Raw genomic sequence first — 23,833 nt, 5'->3', positions numbered from 1 at the left:
AGTCTCTGATGCGCAAGCTTGTTCTTCTCGCCCTCGTCGGCCTGGCCGCCCAGCTGGTCGACGGCTCCCTCGGGATGGGGTACGGCATGACCTCGTCCTCCCTGCTGCTTCTGGCCGGACTGAGCCCGGCACTGGCCTCGGCCTCGGTGCACCTGGCTGAGATCGGCACGACCCTGGCCTCGGGTGCCTCCCACTGGCGGCTGGGCAACACCGACCCCCGCCTGGTGGTCCGGCTGGGGCTTCCCGGTGCGGTGGGGGCCTTCAGCGGCGCCACGGTCCTGTCTCACCTGTCGACCCGCGCGGCGACCCCGGTGACGGCGAGCCTGCTGATCCTGCTGGGGACCTATGTTCTGGTGCGCTTCGCCCTGCGCCCGCCCCGAGGCTCTGGTAGCCGGCACTCCCCGCACGGCAGGCGGCTCCTGGTTCCCCTGGGACTGGTGGGCGGTTTCGTTGACGCCACCGGCGGTGGCGGCTGGGGACCGGTGGTGACGACGACGCTGCTCACTGGCGGTCGCACGGCGCCGCGCACCGTGGTCGGCTCGGTGGGGGCCTCGGAGTTCCTGGTGACGGTGGCGGCCTCGGCCGGGTTTCTCACCGGGCTGGGAACGGCGGGCATCAGCCTCGGGATCGTCCTGGCCCTGCTGGCCGGCGGGCTGGTGGCGGCTCCGATCGCCGCCTGGCTGGTCTCCCGTCTGCCCGGAGCGGTGCTGGGCACCGCCGTCGGCGGGCTGATCCTGACCACAAACCTGCGAGTCCTGCTGTCCTGGGCCGAGGCCTCGGCCCGAACCGGGGTCATGGTGTACGGCGCGCTCGGGGTGATCTGGGCGGCCTTCCTGACCCTGGCGATCCGCAAGGCGCGGGCTAGTGCCAAAGACATCCGCGAGGAGACCGATCAGGCACTTGAGGAGGTCCGATCCACTCATCAGCGCGGCCACGCACCTGAGGTTGCTGTACCGGACGATCCGATCACCGCCGGTGGGCCCGTCAGGCCGGTGTCGGTCGAGCCGGCTCGTTCTCGCACGCACGCAGATCTGGTGGTGGAACCGGTATGAGCACTCGTCCTCTGGTGCTGCTCGCCCACGGCTCGCGCCGGCCCGGGCCGTCCTCAGTCATGTCCCGCACCGCCGAGCGCGTCCGCACGATCCTACCGGCGGTGGAGGTGCGCACAGGCTACATCGAGCTCCAGGCCCCGGACCCGGCCACGGCGCTGGAGGGACTGGTGGATCCGGTGGTGCTGCCCTTCTTCCTGGCCCGCGGCTATCACGTCCTCAATGACGTACCGGCCGCGGTGGAGCGACACGGGTCGGGGACGGTCACCGGGCACCTGGGGGTCGAGGAGCACCTGGTGGAGGCGGTCGCGCAGCGTCTCCACGAGGCATCCGCGCCCCTGGGCGGACTCGCAGGACTCGACCACATCGTCCTGGGCGCGGCCGGGTCACGTCAGGGGGTGGCGCTGGAGGAGGTCGAGGCCATCACCCGCTTGCTCGAAGCGCGTCTGGGACGCAGGGTAACGCCCGCCTACCTCTCGGCTGCGCGCCCCAGCGTCCGTGACGCGGTGAGCTCGGCCCGGGCCCGGGGTGCCAGGCGGGTGGGTGTGGCCACCTACCTGCTGGCGGAAGGGCGTTTCCATCGGGCCCTGCACTCCACGGGCGCCGACGTCGTGGCCGCTCCCATCGGCGACCACCCGGCGGTCGCCGAACTGGTGGTCCACCGCTACCGGGAGGAGCTCGCCTGACCTCGAGGCCCTCCCTCCACCGAGAAGGACACTTTCAGCGGAAGGCAACATTTTCCGTACCTCTACGCGAAACATGTCGCTCTCGGCGGAGGAGGAATGTCAGTCACTGCCATCCTCAAGGAGTCGCTCGGACAGGCGCTGAACGATGGGTTCGACCTCCTGCGAGGTGGTGGCGGCGGCGCTCACGCGGCCGAAGATGCCCACCGCCAGGAGCCCGAAGGCCGTCTCCTCATCCTGCTGGCTCGGCTCGCGGCGTCCGTGGGAACGGGCCACCAGGAGGGAGGTCTCTCTCAACCAGCGGCGCCAGGTGCCGGCCAGTCGGTCCCGGGAGTCCTCATGACGAATCGCGTAGAGCCAGGTCTCCAGGTGCAGGACAACATCCTCCATGGGAAGCTCCTGGAGCTGCTCGCCCCACTGGTCGGGGCTCGCCATCTCCCGAGTGGCCTCATCCGAGCTCTCCTCACCACAGGTGACGACCTCCAGGAACAGGGCCTCCTTGGAGGGGAAGGAGGAGTAGAAGGCGCCCTTGGTGAATCCAGCCGCCGAGGCGATGTCACTGACCGACGCCCCCTCGTAGCCCTTGGCAGCGAACACCTCCCTGGCAGCAGCAAGGATCCGCGCCCTGGTCTCCTCGCTCCGACGGCGTCCACCGCCCCGACCCGGGGCGGCGCCGCTGACTGCAGTGGAGGCGGAGGCCAGCTTCCGGGAGGCGAGGTCCAGGGAGGCCGCTACCGCACTCTCACTGCTCCGGCGCGCTCCCTGACCGACCGCCCCCACTGCACGGGAGAAGGCGGTGATCGCCTCATTGAGGGCGCGCGTCGCCTCCCTGATGTCATCAGAGGCGGAGGCCCCGGAGTCATCACTGTCACTGTTCGTCCCACGGGCGGAGCTCCTGGCGGTCATGCCCCCACTGTAGAGGAGGCCCCTCAGAAAGGGGTTCACGGCACTTCCCCCCTCCACGTTCGTCACTCCCTCCACCGGTCTCCGACCATGCGGACATCCCGGCCGACTCAGGGCCGCCTTCCCAGGGCCCATGACGCTCCGGCGACGGCCACCAGGCACCATCCGCCCAGGAGGCCCCAGGAACGGGCGGGCATGCTGGCGTCGTGCGAGAACAGTCCCGCACGCACCACCTGAGCCATGGGCTCGAAGGGCAGCCAGCGGTGGATCTCCTGGGCCCAGTCGGGGAGCCTGTCGGCAGGGAAGCTGACGGGCGAGAACAGCATGATGCTGAAGGCGAGCACCTGGGAGAGGATCTGAGCCAGGGCCGGAGCCAGGAGCGTGGCGATGGCGTATCCGATGCAGGCCGCTGTCAGGGCGACCAGCACGGCGCCGGGCACCAGCCACCACTGCGGGGCGAGGTCGACGTCGAAGCGGGCGTTGGCGACGATGACGCCCACAACCAGGCCGGGCAGTGCAAGAGCGGTCCAGATCGCGAGGTCTGCCAGGAGGAAGGCGATCCTGGGGACGGGCAGGGTGCGCATCCAGTCCAGGCTGCCCTCAGTGCGGGACTGGGAGACCCACTGGGGCGTCATGATGAGTCCCAGCGAGATGAGCGCGATCGCCGGGCCGCCGCCGGCCAGGTAGAGACTCGCCTCGCGGCCTGGGTGGCCCGCAATGAGCCCGTATCCCAGGACCATGGAGACGGACAGCAGCGTCTGGACGATGATGAAGAGAGGGAGCACGGGCAGGCTGCGTCGGAACTGCCACTGAACAAGCAGGCCAAGCTGGTACCGGAGCGGAGTCACCCGAGGGCCGGTGCCACCGGCCTGGTCCGGATCAGCAGTTGTACTGGTTGGAGTAGACATCATGTTCTCCTTCATTTCCTGATTCTCTGGGGACGGGAGTCGCGCCGCGCTTACGCGGCAGCACGGGGACGACGCGAATCATCGGGACGGATCGGGCCTTCCGCGGATTCACACGGTTCAGGCGGCATGACGGCTCACCTCCTCACCCGTGCTCCCGGTGAGGTGCACGTAGACGTCCTCCAGTGAGATCGGTGCCAGCTCGTATCGCTCGATCACTCCGTCCTTGAGGGCATGAGCGGCCCACTCCACGGCCTGGGTCGTACGGTGAGAGTCCACCGCCACGGATGCGCGTACGGCGTCGTGCTGCGTCAGGCTCATTCCCGCGGGAGGCTCGATCCGCCGGCCGGGAGTCCGGCTGACCTCCAGGACGAAGGACGATCCGTGGCCGGCCACGAGTGCCGCAGGGGTCCCCTCGGCGATGACGTGACCGTGGTCCAGGACGGTGAGCCGGTCGACCGCCCGCTCGGCCTCCCGCACGTTGTGGGTCACCAGGAGGACCGCCGCCCCGGCCTCGGCCAGAAGGCGGATCTGGTCCCACAGCAGGCGCCGGCGTACCGGGTCGACATCATTGGTGGGCTCATCGAGGATGACCAGGCGCCCGGGGACGACGGCGCACATGGCGAAGGCAGTCAGACGGGCAACACCGCCGGAGATCTTCTGCGCGGGAGTCCTCGCCCACTCCCCCAGGTCGAGGGCCTCGATGAGCTCCTCGGCGCGCCTGCGCGTCTGACGCGGACGCCCTCCTCGCATACGCCCCACGAGGTCGATCGCCGTCAGGGGCGTGAGTCCCGTGATGGGCACATTGGCCTGGGCCTGGACATTGGTGAGGCGACGGGCGAGAGCGGGGTTGGCGACGGCGTCAACCCCGTCGAGCCTGATGCTCCCGGAGGTCGGGCACAGCAGCCCCACCACCTGGTTGACCAGCGTGGTCTTGCCCGCGCCGTTGTGCCCGAGGAGCCCGACCACCTCGCCGGCACCCACCCGCATAGTGACGCCGGCGTTGGCTCTCACCGTGTGCGGCCCGCTTCCGAAGTGCTTGTGAAGGTCCTCGATGGCTAGTACGTCGGCCATGAAGCCCCCTCCTTTCGTTCAACTACCTGGATCCGAGCACCTGATCGACCACCAGGCCGATCCGTACCGGTTGGTATTGACGATACCATCCAGTATTTCCAGGAGGTTTCATTGAGTCCTGAGAGCTTTCATAGCAACAGAAACGCTGTCCCATACCAACCGGTACGGGACAGCGTCTGCCCGCCATGTCGTCTGACCTGAAACGGCCCCGCTTCACCCCTGACGGATGTGCCAGCGCGAGGAGGCCGTGGATGCCTCGATGAACTCGCGGAAGGGGCCGGGAACGGCAGCCAGCTCCTGGGGCGTACCGCACTGGGCCACGCGGGCACCGGCCTCGGCCGGTTCGAGGAAGACGACCTCATCGGCCTGGCGGACGGTGGACAGACGGTGGGCCACCACGATGACGGTGCGGCCCTCGGAGAGCTCGCGCACCACCTCGGTAATGGCGGACTCGTTCTCCCCGTCCAGGGCCGAGGTGATCTCGTCGAGCAGCAGGATGGGGGCGTCCTTGACGAAGGCCCGGGCGATGGCGACGCGCTGACGCTCCCCACCGGACAGGCTCAGCCCGCCGGGACCGACCTGCGTGTCCCACCCGTGCGGCAGCGCCTCGATGACGCGGTCCAGGCGGGCACGCCGGGCGGCCTCGGCCAGCTCGGCGTCGGTGGCCTCGGGCCGGGCGATGCGCAGGTTCTCCCGGATGGTGGTGTCGAACAGGTAGACGTCCTGGAAGACCATGGAGGTCATGCCCATGATCGTGGAGGCCCGCATGGAGCGAACCGGTGCGCCGCCGATGGTGACGGTCCCGTCGTCGACGTCCCAGAACCGGGCGGCCAGGCGCAGGATCGTGGACTTGCCCGCCCCGGAAGGTCCCACCAGAGCGGTCACTCTCCCCTGCGGCGCGCTCAGGGAGACGCCTGCCAGGACGGGGCGGCCAGCATCGTAGGAGAAGGAGACGTCGTTCAGGGCGATCGTGGTTCCCCGGGGCTCGGTCTCCTGGCCGGGTTCGGGATCGGGCAGGGGACGCGCGTCGAGAATGTCCCCCACAGCCCGTAGGGCGACCTTCGCGTTGTCGGCCTCGGATCCGTACATGGCGGCCTTGGTCAGTGGCAGGAGCGTGCGCGCGGTGACGGCCATGATCGCCAGGTATCCGACGACGTCGAGCCGGTACCCGCTCACACGTGACAGTCCAGCCGCCATGACCAGGGCGAAGGCGATGTTGACGATGAGGTTGAAGTACTGCCCGGGCCTGCCCTTGACCCGTAAGCCGTCCAAGGTGGAGGCGGAGTCGGCCTCCAGGGCGGCTCGCACCGGCGCCCAGCCCGTCTTGGTGACACCGGTGGCGCGCAGCACGGGCTGGAGCCGGGCGAACTCCACGAGGCGTCCGGCCGCGGCGCTCGAGGTGCGGTCCTCCGTCTCGTTGGCACGGGTGGTCGCGGCTCCCATGAGTCGCCACACGAGAACCAGCGGGACGATAGTGGCGGCCATGATGAGCGCCAGGGGCCACTCGACGACGGCGGTGGCCCCGAGCATGACCAGCGGGACGATGAAGGCGTTGCACAGGTTGGGGATCACCATGGAGGCCAGGTGGGAGAGGGTGTTGACCTCCTTGGATGTGGCGTTGACGACCGCGGCCTCCCGCTCGGCGCTGAACCAGCCCAGGGGCAGGGTCAGGACATGATCGGCGATGCGGTCGATCATCGTGTCGCAGACCTCGAAGACACTGACCCGGTAGGAGCGGTGCATGGCGGTGGTGTCCACTGCGGCGGTGATCACCCCCGTGAGCACGACTGCGATCAGCCAACTGGTCAGCGACTCCGAGCGCGAGTAGAGGGCGCGCAGGAAGGGGATCATGAGGGCCAGGGTGAGGCCCTGAAGAACGGCGGCGGCCACGAACCAGGCGGTGATGGTCCGCATCTCGGCGGCGTTGACGACTCGCGTCAGCAGCTTCCACATGGCTACTTCTCCTCCTGCCCGGCCGCCTCGGCTCCGAGCTGTTCGACCTGGGCGGTCAACGCCGCGGCGTCGGTCTCCTCGCTCAGGTCCTGGCTGCTCCACATGGCGGCGTAGCGGCCGTCTGCAGCCAGCAGCTCCTCGTGCGTGCCGCGCTCGGTGATGTGTCCGGCGTCGACGACGAGGATCTGGTCGGCGTCACGGATCGTGGACAGGCGGTGGGCGATGATGATGACGGTCCGCCCGGCCGCCAGCCGGGACAGGGCCTGATGGATGTCGCGCTCGGAGGCCGGGTCGGCCTGGGCGGTGGCCTCATCCAGGACGAGGACGGGGGCGTCCTGGAGGTAGGCGCGCGCCAGGGTGACGCGCTGACGCTCCCCTCCGGAGAGGAACCCGCCCGTATCACCCAGGATCGTGTCGTAGCCGTGGGGCAGACGTGTGATGCGCTCGTGGATGCAGGCTGCCCGGGCGGCCGCCTCGACCTGCTCCCGGGTGGCGTCGGGACGTCCCAGGGCGATGTTGTCGTGGACGGAGCCGTGGGCCAGGGCCACGTCCTGCAGCACGATCGCCACGCGCGAGAGCAGCCAGGGGAAAGTCGCGTCGCGCACGTCGACGCCGCTGATGCGCACGGCGCCGTCGTCGACGTCGTGGAAGCGGGCGATGAGGCGGGCCAGGGTCGACTTGCCACCACCGGAGGGGCCGACGAGCGCTGTCACGGTTCCCGGCTCGGCGGTGAAGGACACACCGTGCAGGACCGGGGAACCGGCCTCGTAGGAGAAGGTGACGTCCTCGACGTCGACGCGCCCGGGGGCGGGCCCCTCACCGTCGTCACGGGTTCCCTCGGGCATCGGCGGCAGGGAGAGCAGGTCGGCGGTGGCCTGGGCGGCCATCCTGGACTCGTACATGTGCTGCATGAGACCGATGAGGGTCATGAGCCCTTCCGGGAGCCCGAGGGCCACCAGGAAGAACGGCAGGGTCGCTGACAGCGGTGTCCACCCCTGGGAGGTGAACAGGACGGCCAGGAGCGCGACCGTGGCGAAGACCGTGGAGGGCCGCAGGACCGCGGTCATGGCACTGATGGCCCGGCCGGACCTGCTCACCCACTCGTATGACAGGCTGGAGAACTCGGTGCGCGCCTGGCTGAAGCGGGTGCGGGAGGCGTCGGTGGCCTGGAAGCCCTTGATCTCCTTGATGCCCTCGAGCATCTCGACGGTCGCGGCGGCCAGCGCGGTCTGAGCGGCCCCGAAGCGCTCGGTGATGCCCGACAGGCCGGACAGGGTCAGGAGCATCGCTCCCAGCGCGAGCACCCACAGCCCCACCAGCGCGCAGGCCAGGCGCCAGTCGGTCCACAGCAGATAGGCCGTCCCCGCCGCCGCCATGACGACGGCGTTGGTGGCATCCCCGGGGACGTGGGCGACAAGGGTGTGGATGGAGGTGGTGTCGTCGCAGACCATCTTGCGGATGGTGCCGTGCGGGATCTGCGCCACCCGCCCCAGGGGCAGGCTGCTGATGGCGTCGACGACCCGCTCACGCAGGTGGTGCCGCAGCCGGGCCTCGGCCAGGTGCGTGATCCCGAGGCCGGCCAGGTAGAGGGCCTGGGAGGCGAAGAGCGCCCCGACGGCGATGGCCGCCCAGATCCACAGACTGCCGCGCCAGCCCTCGGGGGAGGTCTCGCCCAGCCATATGGCCGCCATGTTGCGCAGGGCCTCGAAGGGGACGATGGACATCAGCGCTCCGACGGCGGTCAGCAGCCCGGTGACGATCATGGCCGGGCGCGCCGGCCGGATGAGCTCGCCGACGGTAACGCCGGAACGCCCGGCGCCGCCGACCCGTCCGGCCTGTCCGGGGTGGTCGGCCGGCTCCTCGGTGAAGCGTTTCATTGCCTAGTGAGTTGTCTGGTGAGTCGGTTGGTCGGGCATAGTGCTCTCCTCAGCGGAGGGTGTTCCAGGTGAAGGCGACCAGCGCCCAGGTGAGCACGACGACTCCCCAGTCTCGTGCTCTCCAGGGCTCGTCGGTCATCTCGGTGCGCCGTTGGTGGGCGCCGAAGGCACGTGAGTCCATGGACAGGGCGACGCGCTCGGCGTGCTGGATGGCCAGGATCATCAGCGGCAGGATTGATCCGATCCAGCGGACCACGGGGGCGAGCGGCCCCCAGCGGTCGCCGACTCCGCGCAGCGCCCTGGCGGTGCGCAGGAGCACGAAGTCGTCTTGGAAGCGGGTGATGAAGGCGATGGACGCGATTCCCGCCGCCCCCAGTCGATAGGGCATGTGGAAGGTGGTGGTCAGGGTCCGGATGAGGGCCTCGGGGTCGGTGGAGACACCGGAGACGAGGACGAGTGCGACGAGCGCACCGATGCCGGTCCCTCCTGTCACCGCGTCACCCAGGTCGTAGAGGCGCGCAGCGGTCTCCTGGTGGTGGCTTCCGCTGCTGAGGATCCAGATCATGAGCGCAGTGACCGCCCAGGGGGCGATCACCGAGGCCATGGTGCGTCGCAGGGAGGCGCGCGCGGCGATGACCAGGACCGAGGAGGCCAGCAGGACGCCCAGGTTGAGGTGATGGTTGCGCAGAGCGAAGACCATCACCATGACCGGGAGGACCGACGCGAAGAGGGTGAGGGGGTTGAGCGAGGTGAACAGGCCTCGCCGTGGCTGGGGCCGGGGCGGCACCGGGGCGGGCTCGGGCAGACCGGTGCACGAGTCCGCTGCTCCGGTGCCGGACGCCTCCGCCGGCTCATCCACGTCGTCGGCGGCGGCGACCTCCTGCACCGAGGCTGGAACCGTTCGGGTTCGCGACGTCGGTCCCGGCAGGGCGATGATGTGGGTGCAGTGCTCCAGGGCGAGCTCGAGGTCGTGTGTGGCCATGATGACCGTGCGCCCCTGATGGCGCAGCTGGTCGATGAAGTCCATGAGCTCGCGGGTGTTGTCCCAGTCCTGCCCGTAGGTGGGCTCGTCCAGGACGACGACGTCGCGCTCCTCGCTGACCATGGTGGCCACCGACAGCCTCCGAGCCTGGCCGCCCGAGAGGGTCAGGGGATGGTGGTCCCGGTGGGCGGTCAGGTGGAACTGCTCAAGGAGCTGGTCGACCCTCGCCTGCGAGGTCCCTCCGACGGCGAGCTCGGCTCCGACGGTGGTGGCCACGAACTGGTGCTCGGGGTTCTGAAAGACGTATCCGACCAGGTGCCTGCCCTTGCCGACGTCCCGGCCACCGACCACCGCCTTGCGTGTGGTGGAGCGCACGAGACCGGCCAGGGCGGACAGGATCGAGGACTTGCCCGCGCCGTTGGGGCCGACCAGCCCCACGAGCTCTCCGCCACCCAGTCGCATGGACACGCTGGGCGAGCGCCCCGGTACCTCGAGGTCGACCAGCTCGACACTGGTTCTGGGCTCCGGCCGGGTGCGGCCGGCGAGCGCGTCGCGGGTGTCGATGGACTCAACCTGCTGCCAGCTCTCAGCGGAGTCCTGCATCTGTTTCTCCAGGTAGCGCACCTCGACGTCCGCACACAGATCAGCGAGCCGCGGCACTCGGACTCCGGCTTCGGCGCAGGTCAGTGGTGCCTCAGGTGCGGAAGAGCTCGCGGGCAGGCCGTCCTCGGCGTCGCGCAGCGCCCGGGGCATCCATACGCCGGCGTCGGTCAGCTCACCGCGGTGCCCCATGAAGAGCTCACGCGGGGTGCCGACGGCGATGATGCCTCCGACGGTATCGAGAGCCAGGACCTGGTCGACGATGGGTAGCACCGGGTCGAGGTCGTGGTCGATGACGACGACCGCCGTGCCGGAGGCTGTCAGAGAGGAGATGAGGTCGTAGAACTCCTCGCGGCCGGTGGTATCGATGGTGCTGGTGGGCTCGTCGAGGACGAGGAGCCGGGGGTGCATGGCCAGGGCGACGGCGACGGCGAGCCGCTGACGCTGTCCGCCTGAGAGCGTCCAGGGGTCGTCCCAGATGCGTTCGATCAGGCCCGCCCCGCGCAGGGCCTCGTGGACCCGCGAGGTGATCTCACTGCGGGGCAGGCAGAGATTCTGCAGGGGGAAGGCGACGTCGTCGTGGACGGTGCGGGTGACGACAGCGGCGTCGGGGCTCTGACCGACGTAGGCGACGGTCTCGGCCAGGGTCTGGACAGTGGCGTCTGCGACCTCGGTGCCGTCCAGGCTCAGGCTGCCGGAGTACTCCGAGGGCAGGCAGTGCGGGATGAGACCGCACAGGGCACGCACCAGCGTGGTCTTGCCGCAGCCCGACGGACCGATGACGGCTGTGACCCGACCGCGCAGGTGGGTGAGGCTCACCGAGTCCAGAACCCAGCTCTCGCGTCCGAGGTAGTGGACACTGAGCCCCTCGATCCTCACCAGGGCCGATCCTTCCGGCCCGCCATGCGGCTGTTCCACCGCCGGCGCGTCGGACACGGCGAGCGCTGACTCAGGCACGGCCGGTCGCACGGTGGTCGATGCCGACGCCGGCGCGGTTGAGCAGCCGGGTCAGGACGATGGTGATGGCACCACCGACAAGTGCCGAGACCACGGCGATGATGACGCCGGCACTTGCCGAGGCGATGCCCGCCGAGGCGCTCATGACGGAGACGTACATGATGCCGTTGAGCAGGCCGAAGGTCGTCGCCGAGATCAGGAAGGACCACCAGGTCCACTTCCGGTAGAGCATGAGGGCGAGGGGCGCCTCGACGAAGGCTCCGCCGATGAGGGTGCCGACGATGGCGGCGGGACCCGTCGGAGTGGTGAAGACACTCATGATCCCCATGAGAAGGGCCGCGATCATCACGGCGCCGGGGCGGCGCACGACGGTGGCGGGCAGCAGGAAGGGAACGAGCCACAGTCCCATGATCGCGCAGCCCAGGAGAACTGCGTCTCGGGAGGCTCCCGCCGCCGGGGCCAGGTAGTTCAGGGGCACCAGGAGGATCATCGAGACCACGGCCAGAGCGGCGATCGTCATGAGGTGACGGGTTCCGAGCGCTGAGTCGGCCAGGCCCGAGCGTGACGACGTGCGCACGGTGGGCCGCTCCTGCCCAGTCGATGTCGCTGTGCGGTTGGTGGGACTCATGTCTTCTCCTCGTGTGTTCTCGCAGGTCACGGTGAACAGTCCGACGCCGTGCCGGAGCACCGGGGACGCACCGCCTCAGGCGCGTCGGCGCGACGGCCTCACGTCTACTCGGATATCGTCATATTTGCAAATCATTATCATTATCTACCTAGATGTCATTCGATCTCGATGACGTGGTCGGTGCACTCGTTGAGGAACTCGATGTCGTGGCTGATGACGATGACGACGCGCCCCTCGCGCGCCAGGTCCCGCAGCTCAGCGGCGATGGCCACGAGATGTCGGTGGTCGACACCGGAGGTGGGCTCATCCAGGATGAGGACGCGGGCGTCCTGGTCGATCGCGGTGGCGATGACGAGGCGCTGCTTCTGCCCGCCGCTGAGCGAAAGCGGGTGACGGTCGGCCAGGTCGGCCAGGTCGAGGCGCTTGAGCTGCGGAAGGCCGGCCTCCTGGGAGACCGACTCGGCGAAGAGCTGGCGGTGGACGTCCTGCATGACGAGGAAGGCCTGCCCGGTGGCGAGCTCCTTGCCGTCCAGGGAGATGCGCACGCCCCTGCGGGCGCGCTGCAGACCGCAGACAGCCCGTGCCAGGGTTGTTTTGCCGATCCCGTTGGCACCCATGACGCCGGTGATCGCACCTGCGGGGAAGAAGAGCTCGGGGATGTCGAGAATGAGGCGGCCGCCGCGCTCGACCTTCAGGTTCTCGATGCGCAGACCTCCCTCCTGCGGACCTCCGGGAGTCTCATCGGGCTCGGCCCGCAGTGCGCCACCGGCCGCGCGAGAGGGATGCTCGACGCCGCTGCTCACGACGTCGTCGGCCGTGCTGCCCGCGCGGCCGGTCCGGGCTGCGACGGGCTCGGGGCTCGTAGCCAGGCGGGGCCGCTCCAGGGTGCGCAGGCCCAGCCGCCTGCGCCGCTCGTCCTCGATCCGCCACAGCTCCTCGCCGCCCATCCGGTGCAGGACGCGTCCCCGCCCCATGATGACGGCCTCGTCGACGAGGCCGCGCAGGAAGTAGATGCGGTGCTCGGCCACCACGAGGGTCCGGCCGGCCTGTTTGAGCCGTTCGATGGCGGCGCGCACGTCGTCGATCGCCCGCGGGTCCAGGTTGGAGGTGGGCTCGTCCAGGAGGATGACGGGGGTCTGCTGGGCCAGGGCCTGAGCGCAGGCGACCTTCTGGGTCTGGCCGCCGGATAGGCCGCGCAGCTCCCTGTCGGCCAGGTCGGTGATGCCCAGCGTCTCCAGGGCCTCGTTGCGACGTCGCCGGATCTCCGGCGCGGGGACCTGGTAGTTCTGGGGTGAGAAGGCGAGTTCGTCAGCCACGGTGGTCGTGAAGAATTGGGAGGCGGGATTCTGGAAGACCGTGGCGGTGCGCAGGCCGGAGCGCTCGATCGGGGTGTCGCAGACCTCCTCGTCCCCGACGAGGACCCGACCGGTGAGCTCGCCGTCGTGGAAGTACGGGATGAGGCCGTTGAGCAGCCGCAGGATCGTGGACTTGCCCGACCCCGAGGCCCCGCACACGAGGGTGAGGCTTCCAGGGGCGATATCCAGATCGACACCGTCGAGCACCTGCTGGCCGGTGGGATAGGCGTAGGAGACGCCCCTGATGCCCAGCCTCGTCTCATCAAGCGGGGTCACCGCCACACCCCCGGGACGGGAAGCAGCGCGAGAGCCACCATGGCGGCGCTCAGTGCGAGGAGCACGGCGTCGGCACTCCCGAAGCGCAGACGATCGACGACGGTGGGGCGGCCGCCGCCTCCTAGCCCCCTGATGAGAGCCGCGGCCGAGAGGTCGTCGGCGCTGCGGGCCGAGGCGGCCAGGACGGGCACCACGAGCTTCTCAATGCACTGAAGCGGGTGGCGCCACAGGTAGGAGCCGCTGTAGCCGCGCAGCCGCATGGCCTCGATGACGCCCCTGGCCTCATCGAGGGCCACCGGCACGAACCGGAAGAGCACCGCCAGCGGAATGGTGAGGAACCGCGGCGCGCGCAGCTGGTTGAGGGCCGCCAACAGGGTGCTCACGCGGGTGGTGGTGACGAACCATGCCCCCAAAGACAGTGAGATGGCGAAGCGCAGCAACCAGTAGGCAACAACCCCGAGGAACACCGCGAGCCCGCTCGGCCACCACTGAGGCAGCTGAGTCAGTCCCCAGAACATCGCGGTGATGGCGCAGTAGCTCATGAGGACGCGCACCGGCTCGTCCAGGGCGATGAGCATCCCCACCAGGACCGCGATGAGTCCGACGGCGCCGGTGGCGGCAACCCCCATCACCAGCACGTTGCACACCAGGAGCAGCAGGAACTTGCTGCGCGGATCGGCGCGAACACGGGCAATAGCGCCGACGCCGGAGCGGGGGCGCGCCCCGAACGGGGCGTCGAGGAGCGAGCGGCTCTGCGGGCCCGGCGCCGCCGGGCCGGCCGGGGACATCGAGATCTGTGGGCGCCGCATGCTCAGGCGACGCCTGCGCGCTCGAAGTGCTTGCGCAGCACCTTCATTCCCAGCAGAGCGCTGGCACCGGCCACGAGTGCGATGACGAGTACCCACCCAAGAAGGAACTTCATACTGATCAGTGACTGGAGGTCTCTGGCGTACGTGTCCCCCATGGACTCGCGGATGTCGGCGAAGTAGGCGTCCGAGGCCCATATCACCGGGAGGATCGGGCTGATGGCCCACATGGAGAAGACGGCGAATCCCAGGGCGTTGGTGGCGGTTCTGGCGTATCCACCGGCGCGGGTGATGGTGTCGGCGGCGAGTCCCAGGACGGTTGCGACCAGGGGTGTGACCCAGGCGTGTCCAGTGGCGACCATGAGGATGCCGATGATGAGCCCCAGGATGGCGTAGGCGCCGAAGGCCCGGGTCCGGGCCACGTAGAGCATGCAGATGATCGCCTCGACGATGATGCCAATGATCCCGCCGATGAAGATCATGATCGGGTGGATCGCCCCGAGCATCCCGGAGGCGAACAGAGCGATGAAGTACAGGGCGGTGAAGACTCCCACGTTGATGAGGTTGCGCGGCGAGGCGATGTTCGCCGCCCGGGCACCACCGTTGCCACTGGCGGGGTTGGTCGCTGCTGACCTGACTGAACTGGCTGTGCCGGCCATACCGGATCCTCTCGTCAGCACCTCACTGGCTTTGGTGAGGCATACCTAAGTGTGTACTCCTTCTCGGGGGTTCCCGCAAGGGCCGAACAGGCACGGAGCAGCTATAGGACGATCAGGACTAACCGTTGAAAAGACGGGAGAACCGGGTAGTGAACCGGCGCTGAGGATGCCGGGCGAGGTCCTCAGGAGCCTAGCCCGGAGCGCCCAGGCCACCGCGTCCCACAAGGTCGATGCGGTGCATCTCCTCGGGACGCAGGCACCGCACCCGCTGAGTCAGGGACTCGGCGGCGTCGCTCACAGTCGCCAGAGGGTCGGGCAGGTCCACGGGAGCAGTGGGTGGTGAGTCCAGGCGCAGGCTCTCCCAGGTCACCGAGAAGTCGGCGCCCACCTCCAGACAGGCCGCCACGAAGGCCCCCCGCAGGGCGGCGCGCGTTGCCGGGGGCGTGTGGCGGGCGCGCTCGATCTCCTCCGGTTCGCACAGGCGCGCCATGGCCCCCTGGGTGACCAGGCGTGGCCCCAGCCCGGTCTCGGCGTTGAGGTCGTGGTAGGCCAGGTCCACCCGCGAGCGCAGGGCCTCCAGAGCATCACCGGACAGCTGGGGGTGGCGCTCGCGCTGGGCGCTCATGAGGCGGCGCTTAATCGCCCAGTCGATCTCGGTGTCGATAGGACCGGTGTCATGGCGACGCAGCGCAGAGATGACGCGGGGCGCCAGGTCCTCCAGCAGGTGCTCGGCGCCGCGGAGGAAGTCCGGTACTCCGGCGTCGCCCAGGTAGGAGGTCATCCGCTCCAGGAAGGCCTCCTGGATATCGACGGCGCTCAGGCGGCGGCCGTCGACGGTGATGGCGGGAACGTCTCCCCAGGGGCTCTCCCCCAGTGCGGACAGGGTGGCCAGCGGGTCGGCCAGGATGAGGTCGGTGAAGTCCCAGCCGGCCTCGAGGGCGTCCAGGAGCAGGAGGGTCACCGCACTGCGCAGTCCCGTCGTCGGCTCGGCCATGGTGGTGTCGGCGCAGGTGACGTGCAGGCGGCGCAGGCGGGTGGCGTCGGCATGGGGCTCGTCGCGGGTGTTGACCAGGGCGCGCTGCCCGGTGGTGTCGGCCGAGGTCAGGGCCTTGAGGTGCGGCGCGCGCGGCGACAGGCCCCAGAAGGCATCCTCGTCCCCCGATCCCCGAGCGTCCGTGCCGCTGCCGGCGGCACCTGGCTCCAGTGGTCTCCCGGAGCCGACCAGGACGGGGCGGGTGGCCAGGAAGGAGGTGAGGACCGCCATGACGGCTTCACCACGCCCGACGTCGACGCCCTCAGTCCCGGGCGCGTCATCGAGCAGGTGACGGGGCACGGAGTAGCTCTCGTGGCAGCCGTAGGTATGGCCGGCGGAGTCGGTGTTGTTGGCCAGGAGGTGGAAGCGGGCGGAAGTCCCCATCTGCGCGAGCCCCGCGGCGGCGCGCTCCGCCATGGCGGCCAGGATCTCGCGCCCGGCCTGGTCCTGGGCGACGAGGCTGCGCACGCTCACGCACTCGGCGGTGGCGTACTCGGGGTGGGCTCCGATGTCGAGGTAGAGGCGCCCGCCGTTGGGCAGGAACAGGTTGGTGCTGCGGTAGCCGGCGGGCCGGTGGCGGAAGATGAGCGCCGCCGCCCGCTCGACGTCCGGCAGGTCGTCCTTCGTCGCTCCCGACGGCCCGGCGGGAGCGCACAGGACACCGAACTCGGTCTCCAGGCCGGTGACGCGCGGCCCCGGGGCGCTGGCGCTCACTGGCCGCCCTTCTGGACGAAGCCTCGCACGAACTCCTGAGCGTCAACGGCCAGGACGTCGTCGATCATGTCCAGGACCGAGTCCAGACCCTGGCCCCGGGCAGGTCCGGCCGGCGCGGGGGTCGGGTCGTCATCGGGGGCGGGGTCGTCCTGGCGGCTGCGGGACGGCTGGGCGAACTCACTCATGTCTGCTCTCCTGACGGGGTGGCGGGTGCGGTCACGGCTTCGGTAGTCGGCGCCAGGCGGTCCAGGCGCTCGCCCGTGAGGCGCGTCAGGACCTCGACGACGTCGGCGGCGCCCTCGACGGCAGGTGACGCGGTAGCACGGGTGAAGGACAGGGGGTCGGTCAGGGGCAGGCGACGCTGATCCTTCTCACCGGTCTCCAGAACCATGGAGTGCCAGCCGGCGGCGACCACCTGGCCGGGGAAGGCGCTCACGAGCCTACCGCGCAGCCAGGCCCGGGTCGTGGTGGGCGGCTCGTTCAAGACGGCCTCCCCCATCTGCTCGCCAAGCCCACCACGTGCGTCGACGCCGGCGGGCACCCGCTCGGCCAGGCCTCGCCCGGCCGGGGACAGCTCGGACCAGGCCAGGTCAACGGCGTGGAGGACGTCGCGCCCGCGCGCATCGGGGTGGCGGCGAGCGGTGGCGTCCAGAAGCTGCTTCTTGGCGACCCACTCCAGGTGCCCTGCGGGGCCTTCCGAGTCCCCCAGGTGTCCAGACTCGTCGCCCCAGGCGCGCAGGGTCTCGAGCTCGCGCAGCGAGGCCTGCCAGAAGGCGAGGATCGCGCCGGTCTCGGCCCCGCCGGTGTCGGCGCCGTCGGCCAGCGCTGCCAGGTCCGGGCTCAGGGGGTCGCCCGCCGGCGCCGGCGCGAGGCGCCCCTGGTCCTCCAGGTGGCCGCGCACCGTCTCGAGGTACTGCTCCAGGATCTCCAGGGCGCTCAGGCGCCGCCCGTCGGCGAGCTCGAGCGCGCCGCGAAGGCGGGTGTCGCGGGAGACCTCCCGGGCCTGGGCCACGGGGTCGGCCAGGCGCAGGCGGCGCCAGGCCGCGGGGACGCCATCGGCCAGGACCTGGAGCACCAGGGAGGTCATACCGAGCTTGAGCCAGGTCATCGTGTCGAAGCAGTTGGCGTCACCGGGCAACAGGTGGAGGCGCCGCCAGCGCTCGGGGTCGGCGTGGGGCTCGTCGCGGGTGTTGACCAGGGGACGGTCCACCGTGGTTCCCAGGCCCACGACCTTCTCGAGGTAGTCGGCCCTCTGACTGATCTGGAAGGCGGCGTCCTGGGAGACGGCGCCAGTGCCGACCCGGCCTGCACCCACCAGGAGCGGGCGGACCACGAGCAGGGGCACGAGAACCTGGGTGAGGTCGTCGAAGTCGATCGAGCGGGGCACGAGGTAGTTCTCGTGGGTGCCGTAGGTGGCGCCCTTGCCGTCGACGTTGTTCTTGAACAGGCGGGCCGCCACGCCGCGACGGCGCAGCAGCTCAGCTCCCCGGGCCACCAGGAGGTCCCCGGCCCTGTCGGCCAGGGTGGCCTGCGCGGCCCCGGTGCACTCGGGGGTGGCGTGCTCGGGGTGTCCGTGGTCCACATAGAGACGCCCGCCACTGGACAGGCAGGTGGCGGTGCCGCGCTGCCAGGCCTCCTCCTGGGCGGTCAGGCGCGCCACGACGGTGGTGCGCAGGCGCCCGGGGACGGGTCCCTCGACGGAGACGGCTCCCGGGACGTCGGTGAGCATGGAGGGATCGACCGCTGAGCGGTCCACCTCGAAACCGCGGGCGTCACGCAGGGGGTACTCCCCCGAGTAGTCCCAGCGCACACCCGGGCAGCGCCCCTGCTCGCTCTCGGCCTCCAGACAGGCCGCCACGACGTCCTCGGGCTCAGCACCGAGGATGCCGTACTCGGTCTCCATCCCCATGACCGTCACCTCGCGGCCGGGAGTCCTCCGGGAGCTCGTCGATGCCACTGTCCTCACTCCTCCCGGAGGCGCTGGAGCACGGTCATGGAGGTCACCGGGGCGCCGCGCCGCCCGCTGACGCGGGCCCAGTCGTCGGGGTGGACGGTGGCGGGCAGGCCCTCGTTCTCCATGATCTCCTCGATGACGGCGCGGTACAGGTGCTCCTGCGTCAGACCACGCCTCCCGCTGGTGACCAGGTCCTTGACCGCCGCCTTCTTGGCCCGGTCGACGATGTTGGCGAGCATGGCGCCGCTGACGAGGTCGGCGACGTGGAGGATCTCGACCTGCCCGTCGGAGCGGGTGAGCTCAACCATCTCGGTGGCGCGGCGGCGGGTGTAGAGGGCCTCGACCACCTGCTCGATAAGAACATCCACCGCCCCCTTCGCGCCGCCGTGGGCGGCCAGGAGCTCCTCGCTGATCGGGAGGTCGGGCGTCAGGTAGGTCGCCAGGATCTCGGCGGCGCCGTCCCGGTCCGGTCTGCCGATACGGATCTTGACGTCCAGGCGGCCCGGTCGCAGGATCGCAGGGTCGATCATGTCCTCGCGGTTGGTGGCGCCGATGACCACGACGTTGTCGAGCTCGTCGACGCCGTCGATCTCGGCGAGCATCTGCGGGACCACGGTGGTCTCCACGTCCGAGGACCGCCCGGACCCGCGGGTGCGGAACAGGGAGTCCATCTCATCGAAGAAGACGACGACGGGCACCCCGGTGGCGGCCTTCTCCCGGGCACGGGCGAAGATGACGCGGATGCGCCGCTCGGTCTCCCCCACGTACTTGTCCAGCAGCTGGGGTCCCTTGATGTTGAGGAAGTAGGCCTCGCCGCGCCCACCCGCGCTCAGGGAGGCGGCGACCGCCTTGGCGATGAGGGTCTTGCCGCAGCCGGGCGGACCGTAGAGCAGCACCCCGCGCGGCGGGGTGAGCCGGTGCTCGCGGTAGAGGTCGGGATGCAGGAAGGGCAGCTCGACGGCGTCGCGGATGAGCTCGATCTGCTCGCCCAGTCCCCCGATGTCGCCGTATCCGACGTCGGGCACCTCCTCCAGGACGAGCTCCTCGACCTCGGAGCGCACCACGGGGCGCAGCGCCATGCGCACGGCCAGGTCGGCCACGAGGGCGTCGCCGACCCGGGGTCGGTGGTCGGTCAGGGTCGCCGAGAGGCTAAGGACCTGCTCCTCGTCGTGGCGGGCCAGGACCAGGACGGTGCCGTCGTCGTAGGTCTCCTTGACGGTGACGACCTCCCCGAAGCGCGGCGAGGGGCAGGTGGCGGTGATGACGAGGTGCTCGTTGAGGACGACGTCGTCGCCCGGGTGCAGGGAGGAGGACACGACGGCGGGCCCGACGCCCACCCGGTGGCGCCGCCCGGCGATGGAGACGTCAGCGGTGCGTGCGGTGGCGTCCACGGCCAGGACCGTGGCGTGCGCCAGGGGTGGGAGCTGAAGGGCCTTGACGTCCTCGTGCAGGGCCGCCAGCTCCTGGCGTGCCGCCCGCAGGGCGTTGGCCAGGTGGGTGTTCTTACGGCTGAGCACGCCGGTCTGCTCGACCAGTTCGCGCAGGCGGTCGGTGGCGTCCGACGACGTCGCCGCGCCCGAGCCCCTCTGCTCCACCGCTTCCTCCGGCCCCTCGTCCATGCGCGTCCTCCTTGACTCCGGTCTGCCTCCGGCCCGGCATCGGTCCGGGTCCTCCTCAACCCGTAGTGGTACAAGCGTACCAATCCAAGCTCGTTTCGTAACCCGGATTCAGACCTGCACCGTGGTCGAGCCCCGCCGACGTCTGCCGACCTCACACCGGGCCGTGTCGAGGCTCCGGGCAGCGCCGTGACAGAATCGGCCCCATGTCTGAGACACCCACGAGCCCCGCCGCTCCCCCGTCATCGTCCAGCCGTCTGCTGCCCTCCGAGCCCCACAGCCCGCGAGTGCCGGCCAAGGTGTCGACCGACGGCCTGGAGACCACCTGGGGCGAGCGCTGGGAGTCCGAGGGAACCTACGCCTTCGACCGCAGCGCCGAGCGCGCGGAGGTCTTCTCCATCGACACCCCGCCGCCGACGGTCTCCGGCTCCCTGCACGTGGGACACGTCTTCTCCTACACCCACACCGACACGGTGGCCCGCTTCCAGCGCATGCGTGGCAAGGCGGTGTTCTACCCCATGGGCTGGGACGACAACGGCCTGCCCACCGAGCGCCGTGTGCAGAACTACTTCGGGGTGCGCTGCGACCCCTCCCTGCCCTACGACCCGGACTTCACCCCGCCGCACACCGGCGGCGAGGGCAAGTCGATCAAGGCCCGCGACCAGGTGCCGGTCTCGCGTCGCAACTTCGTCGAGCTGTGCGAGCGACTCACGGTTGAGGACGAGAAGCAGTTCGAGGCCCTGTGGCGCCGGCTCGGACTGAGCGTGGACTGGTCGCACACCTACCAGACCATTGGCGAGCGGGCCCGCAAGGTCGCCCAGACCGCCTTCCTGCACAACCTTGAGCGCGGTGAGGCCTACCAGGCGGCGGCACCCGGCCTGTGGGACGTCACCTTCCAGACGGCGGTGGCCCAGGCCGAGCTGGAGTCTCGCGAGTACCCCGGCTTCTACCACCGTCTGGCCTTCCACATCGTGGACGAGGAGGCCGCCGCCAAGGCCGAGGCCGCCGGCGCCCCGGTGGAGAACAGCGTCGACGTGTGCATCGAGACCACCCGCCCCGAGCTGCTGCCCGCCTGCGTGGCCCTCGTGGCCCACCCCGACGACGAGCGCTACCAGCCCCTGTTCGGTACCAAGGTCTCCTCCCCCGTCTTCGGCGTCGAGGTGCCGGTCCTGCCGCATCCTGCCGCGGAGAAGGACAAGGGCGCCGGGATCGCCATGTGCTGCACCTTCGGTGACACCACGGACATCGACTGGTGGCGCGACCTGCAGCTGCCGCTGCGCGCCATCCTGCGCAAGGACGGCCGCATCGAGACCGAGACGCCCGAGTGGATCACCTCCGAGGCGGGCCGCGAGATGTACGGGGCCATGGCCGGCAAGACCACCTTCTCCGCCCGCGAGGCCCTCGTGGCCCGTCTCGCGCAGACCGGTGAGATGCGCGGCGAGCCCATCAAGACGGTGCGTCAGACGAACTTCTTCGAGAAGGGCGACAAGCCCCTGGAGATCGTCACCTCCCGCCAGTGGTACATCCGCAACGGCGGCAAGGAGTGGACGAACCCGGCCTCCGGCACCGACCTGCGAGACGAGCTGCTCGAGCGCGGCCGCGAGCTGGAGTTCCACCCCGACTTCATGCGCGTGCGCTATGAGAACTGGGTGCGGGGCCTCAACAACGACTGGCTGGTCTCGCGCCAGCGCTTCTTCGGCGTCCCCTTCCCGCTGTGGTACAAGGTGGGCTCCGACGGCGAGGTCGACTACGACGCGGTCCTGACCCCGGACGAGTCCGAGCTGCCGGTGGACCCCTCCTCCGACGTCCCGGCCGGCTACACCGAGGACCAGCGCGGCAGGCCCGGCGGCTTCGTCGGCGAGCTCGACATCATGGACACCTGGGCCACCTCCTCCCTGTCGCCCCAGCTGGCCTCGGGCTGGCTGACCGATGAGGACCTCTTCGGCCGGGTCTACCCGATGGACCTGCGTCCGCAGGGCCAGGACATCATCCGCACCTGGCTGTTCACGACGGTGGTGCGCGCGGACCTGGAGTTCGCGGCCCTGCCGTGGCGGAACGCCGGCCTGTCCGGGTGGATCCTGGACTCCGACCACAAGAAGATGTCCAAGTCGAAGGGCAACGTCGTCACCCCCATGGGCCTGCTGGAGCAGTACGGCTCCGACGCCGTGCGCTACTGGGCCAGCTCGGCCCGCCTGGGCCTGGACGCGGCCTTCGAGGAGACCCAGATCAAGATCGGCCGGCGCCTGGCCATCAAGGTCCTCAACGCCTCCAAGTTCGCTCTGTCCATGGGAATCCCGTGGGACGCGGACGAGGCCACCGTGGCCGCGGCGCCCGCCCCCTGCCTGGACGCCTCGGTGGTCAGCGAGCCGATCGACCGGGCGGTCCTGGCCGCGCTGGCCGACGTCGTCGACACCGCCACGGCCGCCTTCGAGGAGTTCGGGCACGCCCGTGCCCTGGAGGTCACCGAGTCCTTCTTCTGGACCTTCTGCGATGACTACATCGAGCTGGTCAAGGACCGGGCCAATGACTTCGACGGTTCTCACGAGCCCGCGGCCGTGCGCTCGGCGCGGGCGACGCTGGCGATCGCCGTGGACACCTTCGTGCGCCTGCTGGCCCCCTTCCTGCCGTTTGCCACCGAGGAGGTGTGGAGCTGGTACCGCAGCGGCTCGGTGCACCGGGCGGCCTGGCCGCAGTCAGTAGGCCTGCGTGAGGCCTCCGCCGGGGCCGACGCCGAGCTGGTCGCCCGCGCCGGGGCCGCCCTGGCGGCGCTGCGCAAGGTGAAGTCGGAAGCCAAGACGAGCCAGAAGACGCCGATCCTCTCGGTGACGCTGGCTGTCGCGGCCGACCGGCCCGAGTACGCCGAGGCCATCGAGGCGGTGCGTGCGGACCTGACGGAGGCCGCCAAGGTCACCGGCCCCTTCACCGTGGAGCAGGCCGCCCAGGCAGCAGACTCCGAGTCGGCCGACGGCGCCTCCCCGGTGACGGTGACCGCCACCGAGCTCGGTGAGGCCCCGGCCAAGAAGAAGTGAGCCGCTAGCAGCCGGTCTTCTGACGAACGGTGGCGCCATCCCAGGGCGGGGCGGCGCCACCGTCGTCGTTCTAGGACGCACCGGGCAGGCTCACGCGATCGGTTCTCGCCTCGAGGCTCAGCAGGATCCGGTACTCGATGAGGACAATGGCGATGGCGGTCAGCAATGCCGCAACGACGTCGATCCGACTCTGCACGACGCAGTCGTGGGAGAAGTACCTGAACTCGAGCGTGGAGAAACGCTCTCGCATGCACAACGCCGATCCGGCGCCGAACTCGTCCTCGACCTCGGCGTTGTCGACTGTGAACAGCCAGGCGAGCCCGATCGCCAAGGCGAACTCGCCACCGAACCTGAACCATGAGAACGTACGGGGAGCAAGGGGCATACGGAGTATACGGTCGCGCTTCCACCAGGACAGAGCCATCGCCGCCAGGGCAATCGCACCGAACGCAGCGGAGACCGCCTGCGCGATATGCACCCTGTCCGGAGGACCCCCCGTCAGCTCGGGCTCGATGATGACATCCTGCACCACCTTGTAGCCGGCTCCGTCACTACCAGCAAGAGTCAGAACATGCGGGATCACCTCTGTAGTCACGACATCGGAGGAGTCTCCGTAGATCATGCTCGTCGTGACCTTCGCAGTAACACGCACAGTCCCATCGTGCTGGAATACCGCCTTGACGAGTCTCACTTCGCTCTTGACATCCCTCCACCGAATCCCCATCTGGGCGAGCTGATCACGCTCGCCACGGATGGTCTCTTCGGCTCGCATAGGCGGGG

At 70.0% G+C, this 23,833-nt stretch carries 18 protein-coding genes; 3 read left to right on the top strand and 15 right to left on the bottom strand.

What is annotated here, in order from left to right:
• Window positions 1-8 precede the first annotated feature (8 nt).
• Together BKH33_RS08395 and BKH33_RS08390 are read left to right on the top strand one after the other, a co-directional pair.
• A complete protein-coding gene (locus BKH33_RS08395; protein ID WP_003782891.1) occupies window positions 9-1,052 on the top strand; it encodes a sulfite exporter TauE/SafE family protein in 1,044 nt (347 codons plus the stop codon).
• Window positions 1,049-1,735, top strand: a complete 687-nt coding sequence (locus BKH33_RS08390; RefSeq protein WP_003782886.1) for a sirohydrochlorin chelatase — start codon at window positions 1,049-1,051, stop codon at window positions 1,733-1,735. The genes BKH33_RS08395 and BKH33_RS08390 overlap by 4 nt, the downstream gene beginning before the upstream one ends.
• A 99-nt stretch (window positions 1,736-1,834) precedes the next feature.
• Here BKH33_RS08390 and BKH33_RS08385 read toward each other — a convergent pair whose 3' ends face one another.
• The 14 genes from BKH33_RS08385 to arc form a co-directional block, all read right to left on the bottom strand.
• A complete protein-coding gene (locus BKH33_RS08385) occupies window positions 1,835-2,638 on the bottom strand; it encodes a TetR/AcrR family transcriptional regulator (protein ID WP_043539282.1) in 804 nt (267 codons plus the stop codon).
• Window positions 2,639-2,745: 107 nt separating this feature from the next.
• Complete coding sequence (locus BKH33_RS08380) at window positions 2,746-3,543, bottom strand: ABC transporter permease (protein WP_043539284.1); 798 nt, start codon at window positions 3,541-3,543, stop codon at window positions 2,746-2,748.
• 117 nt (window positions 3,544-3,660) lie between these two features.
• A complete protein-coding gene (locus tag BKH33_RS08375; RefSeq protein WP_003782892.1) occupies window positions 3,661-4,614 on the bottom strand; it encodes an ABC transporter ATP-binding protein in 954 nt (317 codons plus the stop codon).
• A 213-nt stretch (window positions 4,615-4,827) separates the two neighbouring features.
• Window positions 4,828-6,567: an ABC transporter ATP-binding protein gene (locus BKH33_RS08370; RefSeq protein WP_076142692.1), complete on the bottom strand. Its 1,740-nt coding sequence runs from the start codon at window positions 6,565-6,567 to the stop codon at window positions 4,828-4,830.
• Between the two features lie 2 nt (window positions 6,568-6,569).
• Window positions 6,570-8,330, bottom strand: a complete 1,761-nt coding sequence (locus BKH33_RS08365) for an ABC transporter ATP-binding protein (protein ID WP_076142695.1) — start codon at window positions 8,328-8,330, stop codon at window positions 6,570-6,572.
• A gap of 163 nt (window positions 8,331-8,493) precedes the next feature.
• Window positions 8,494-10,905 carry an ATP-binding cassette domain-containing protein gene (locus BKH33_RS08360; protein ID WP_003786123.1) on the bottom strand — a complete coding sequence of 804 codons (2,412 nt, stop codon included), beginning with the start codon at window positions 10,903-10,905 and terminating at the stop codon, window positions 8,494-8,496.
• A gap of 70 nt (window positions 10,906-10,975) precedes the next feature.
• On the bottom strand, window positions 10,976-11,611 hold the full coding sequence (locus BKH33_RS08355; RefSeq protein ID WP_050998558.1) for an ECF transporter S component: 636 nt from the start codon (window positions 11,609-11,611) through the stop codon (window positions 10,976-10,978).
• 155 nt (window positions 11,612-11,766) lie between these two features.
• Window positions 11,767-13,242 carry an ABC transporter ATP-binding protein gene (locus BKH33_RS08350; RefSeq protein ID WP_003786125.1) on the bottom strand — a complete coding sequence of 492 codons (1,476 nt, stop codon included), beginning with the start codon at window positions 13,240-13,242 and terminating at the stop codon, window positions 11,767-11,769.
• The gene (locus BKH33_RS08345; RefSeq protein WP_003786113.1) at window positions 13,239-14,051 is read right to left on the bottom strand and encodes an energy-coupling factor transporter transmembrane component T; all 813 of its coding nucleotides are present in this window, start codon (window positions 14,049-14,051) and stop codon (window positions 13,239-13,241) included. Before BKH33_RS08345 ends, BKH33_RS08350 begins: the two co-directional genes overlap by 4 nt.
• A 2-nt stretch (window positions 14,052-14,053) precedes the next feature.
• Window positions 14,054-14,707 (bottom strand): MptD family putative ECF transporter S component, encoded by a 654-nt coding sequence (locus BKH33_RS08340; RefSeq protein ID WP_003786117.1) that lies wholly within the window; start codon window positions 14,705-14,707, stop codon window positions 14,054-14,056.
• 190 nt (window positions 14,708-14,897) lie between these two features.
• A complete protein-coding gene (locus tag BKH33_RS08335; protein WP_003786131.1) occupies window positions 14,898-16,454 on the bottom strand; it encodes a proteasome accessory factor PafA2 family protein in 1,557 nt (518 codons plus the stop codon).
• The gene (locus BKH33_RS08330) at window positions 16,451-16,639 is read right to left on the bottom strand and encodes a ubiquitin-like protein Pup (protein ID WP_003786115.1); all 189 of its coding nucleotides are present in this window, start codon (window positions 16,637-16,639) and stop codon (window positions 16,451-16,453) included. The genes BKH33_RS08335 and BKH33_RS08330 overlap by 4 nt, the downstream gene beginning before the upstream one ends.
• Entirely contained in the window at window positions 16,636-18,411 is a 1,776-nt protein-coding gene (locus BKH33_RS08325; protein ID WP_232621496.1) for a proteasome accessory factor PafA2 family protein, read from the bottom strand. The genes BKH33_RS08330 and BKH33_RS08325 overlap by 4 nt, the downstream gene beginning before the upstream one ends.
• Window positions 18,412-18,416: 5 nt before the next feature.
• Window positions 18,417-20,027, bottom strand: coding sequence for a proteasome ATPase (gene arc / locus BKH33_RS08320; protein ID WP_003781674.1), 1,611 nt, complete (start codon window positions 20,025-20,027; stop codon window positions 18,417-18,419).
• A gap of 203 nt (window positions 20,028-20,230) precedes the next feature.
• On the opposite strand from arc, the gene valS reads away from it, so the two are divergent.
• Window positions 20,231-23,053, top strand: a complete 2,823-nt coding sequence (valS, locus tag BKH33_RS08315) for a valine--tRNA ligase (protein ID WP_043539013.1) — start codon at window positions 20,231-20,233, stop codon at window positions 23,051-23,053.
• Between the two features lie 70 nt (window positions 23,054-23,123).
• Here the strand turns inward: valS and BKH33_RS08310 are convergent.
• Window positions 23,124-23,833: hypothetical protein (locus tag BKH33_RS08310; RefSeq protein WP_076142694.1), on the bottom strand; the 710-nt coding region annotated here is incomplete at its 5' end.

Source organism: Actinomyces naeslundii (assembly GCF_001956585.1).
GTDB lineage: Bacteria > Actinomycetota > Actinomycetes > Actinomycetales > Actinomycetaceae > Actinomyces > Actinomyces naeslundii.
This window is presented reverse-complemented; position numbering and strand designations above follow the sequence as displayed.

What these genes read in the sequence shown, in the direction of transcription:
- BKH33_RS08395 (WP_003782891.1), top strand. Translation starts at nt 9, where the DNA reads ATGCGCAAGCTTGTTCTTCTCGCCCTCGTCGGCCTGGCCGCCCAGCTG.
- BKH33_RS08390 (WP_003782886.1), top strand. Translation starts at nt 1,049, where the DNA reads ATGAGCACTCGTCCTCTGGTGCTGCTCGCCCACGGCTCGCGCCGGCCC.
- BKH33_RS08370 (WP_076142692.1), bottom strand. Translation starts at nt 6,567, where the DNA reads ATGTGGAAGCTGCTGACGCGAGTCGTCAACGCCGCCGAGATGCGGACC.
- BKH33_RS08340 (WP_003786117.1), bottom strand. Translation starts at nt 14,707, where the DNA reads ATGGCCGGCACAGCCAGTTCAGTCAGGTCAGCAGCGACCAACCCCGCC.
- valS (WP_043539013.1), top strand. Translation starts at nt 20,231, where the DNA reads ATGTCTGAGACACCCACGAGCCCCGCCGCTCCCCCGTCATCGTCCAGC.
- BKH33_RS08375 (WP_003782892.1), bottom strand. Translation starts at nt 4,614, where the DNA reads ATGGCCGACGTACTAGCCATCGAGGACCTTCACAAGCACTTCGGAAGC.
- arc (WP_003781674.1), bottom strand. Translation starts at nt 20,027, where the DNA reads ATGGACGAGGGGCCGGAGGAAGCGGTGGAGCAGAGGGGCTCGGGCGCG.
- BKH33_RS08345 (WP_003786113.1), bottom strand. Translation starts at nt 14,051, where the DNA reads ATGCGGCGCCCACAGATCTCGATGTCCCCGGCCGGCCCGGCGGCGCCG.
- BKH33_RS08385 (WP_043539282.1), bottom strand. Translation starts at nt 2,638, where the DNA reads ATGACCGCCAGGAGCTCCGCCCGTGGGACGAACAGTGACAGTGATGAC.
- BKH33_RS08380 (WP_043539284.1), bottom strand. Translation starts at nt 3,543, where the DNA reads ATGTCTACTCCAACCAGTACAACTGCTGATCCGGACCAGGCCGGTGGC.
- BKH33_RS08330 (WP_003786115.1), bottom strand. Translation starts at nt 16,639, where the DNA reads ATGAGTGAGTTCGCCCAGCCGTCCCGCAGCCGCCAGGACGACCCCGCC.
- BKH33_RS08365 (WP_076142695.1), bottom strand. Translation starts at nt 8,330, where the DNA reads ATGATCGTCACCGGGCTGCTGACCGCCGTCGGAGCGCTGATGTCCATC.
- BKH33_RS08355 (WP_050998558.1), bottom strand. Translation starts at nt 11,611, where the DNA reads ATGAGTCCCACCAACCGCACAGCGACATCGACTGGGCAGGAGCGGCCC.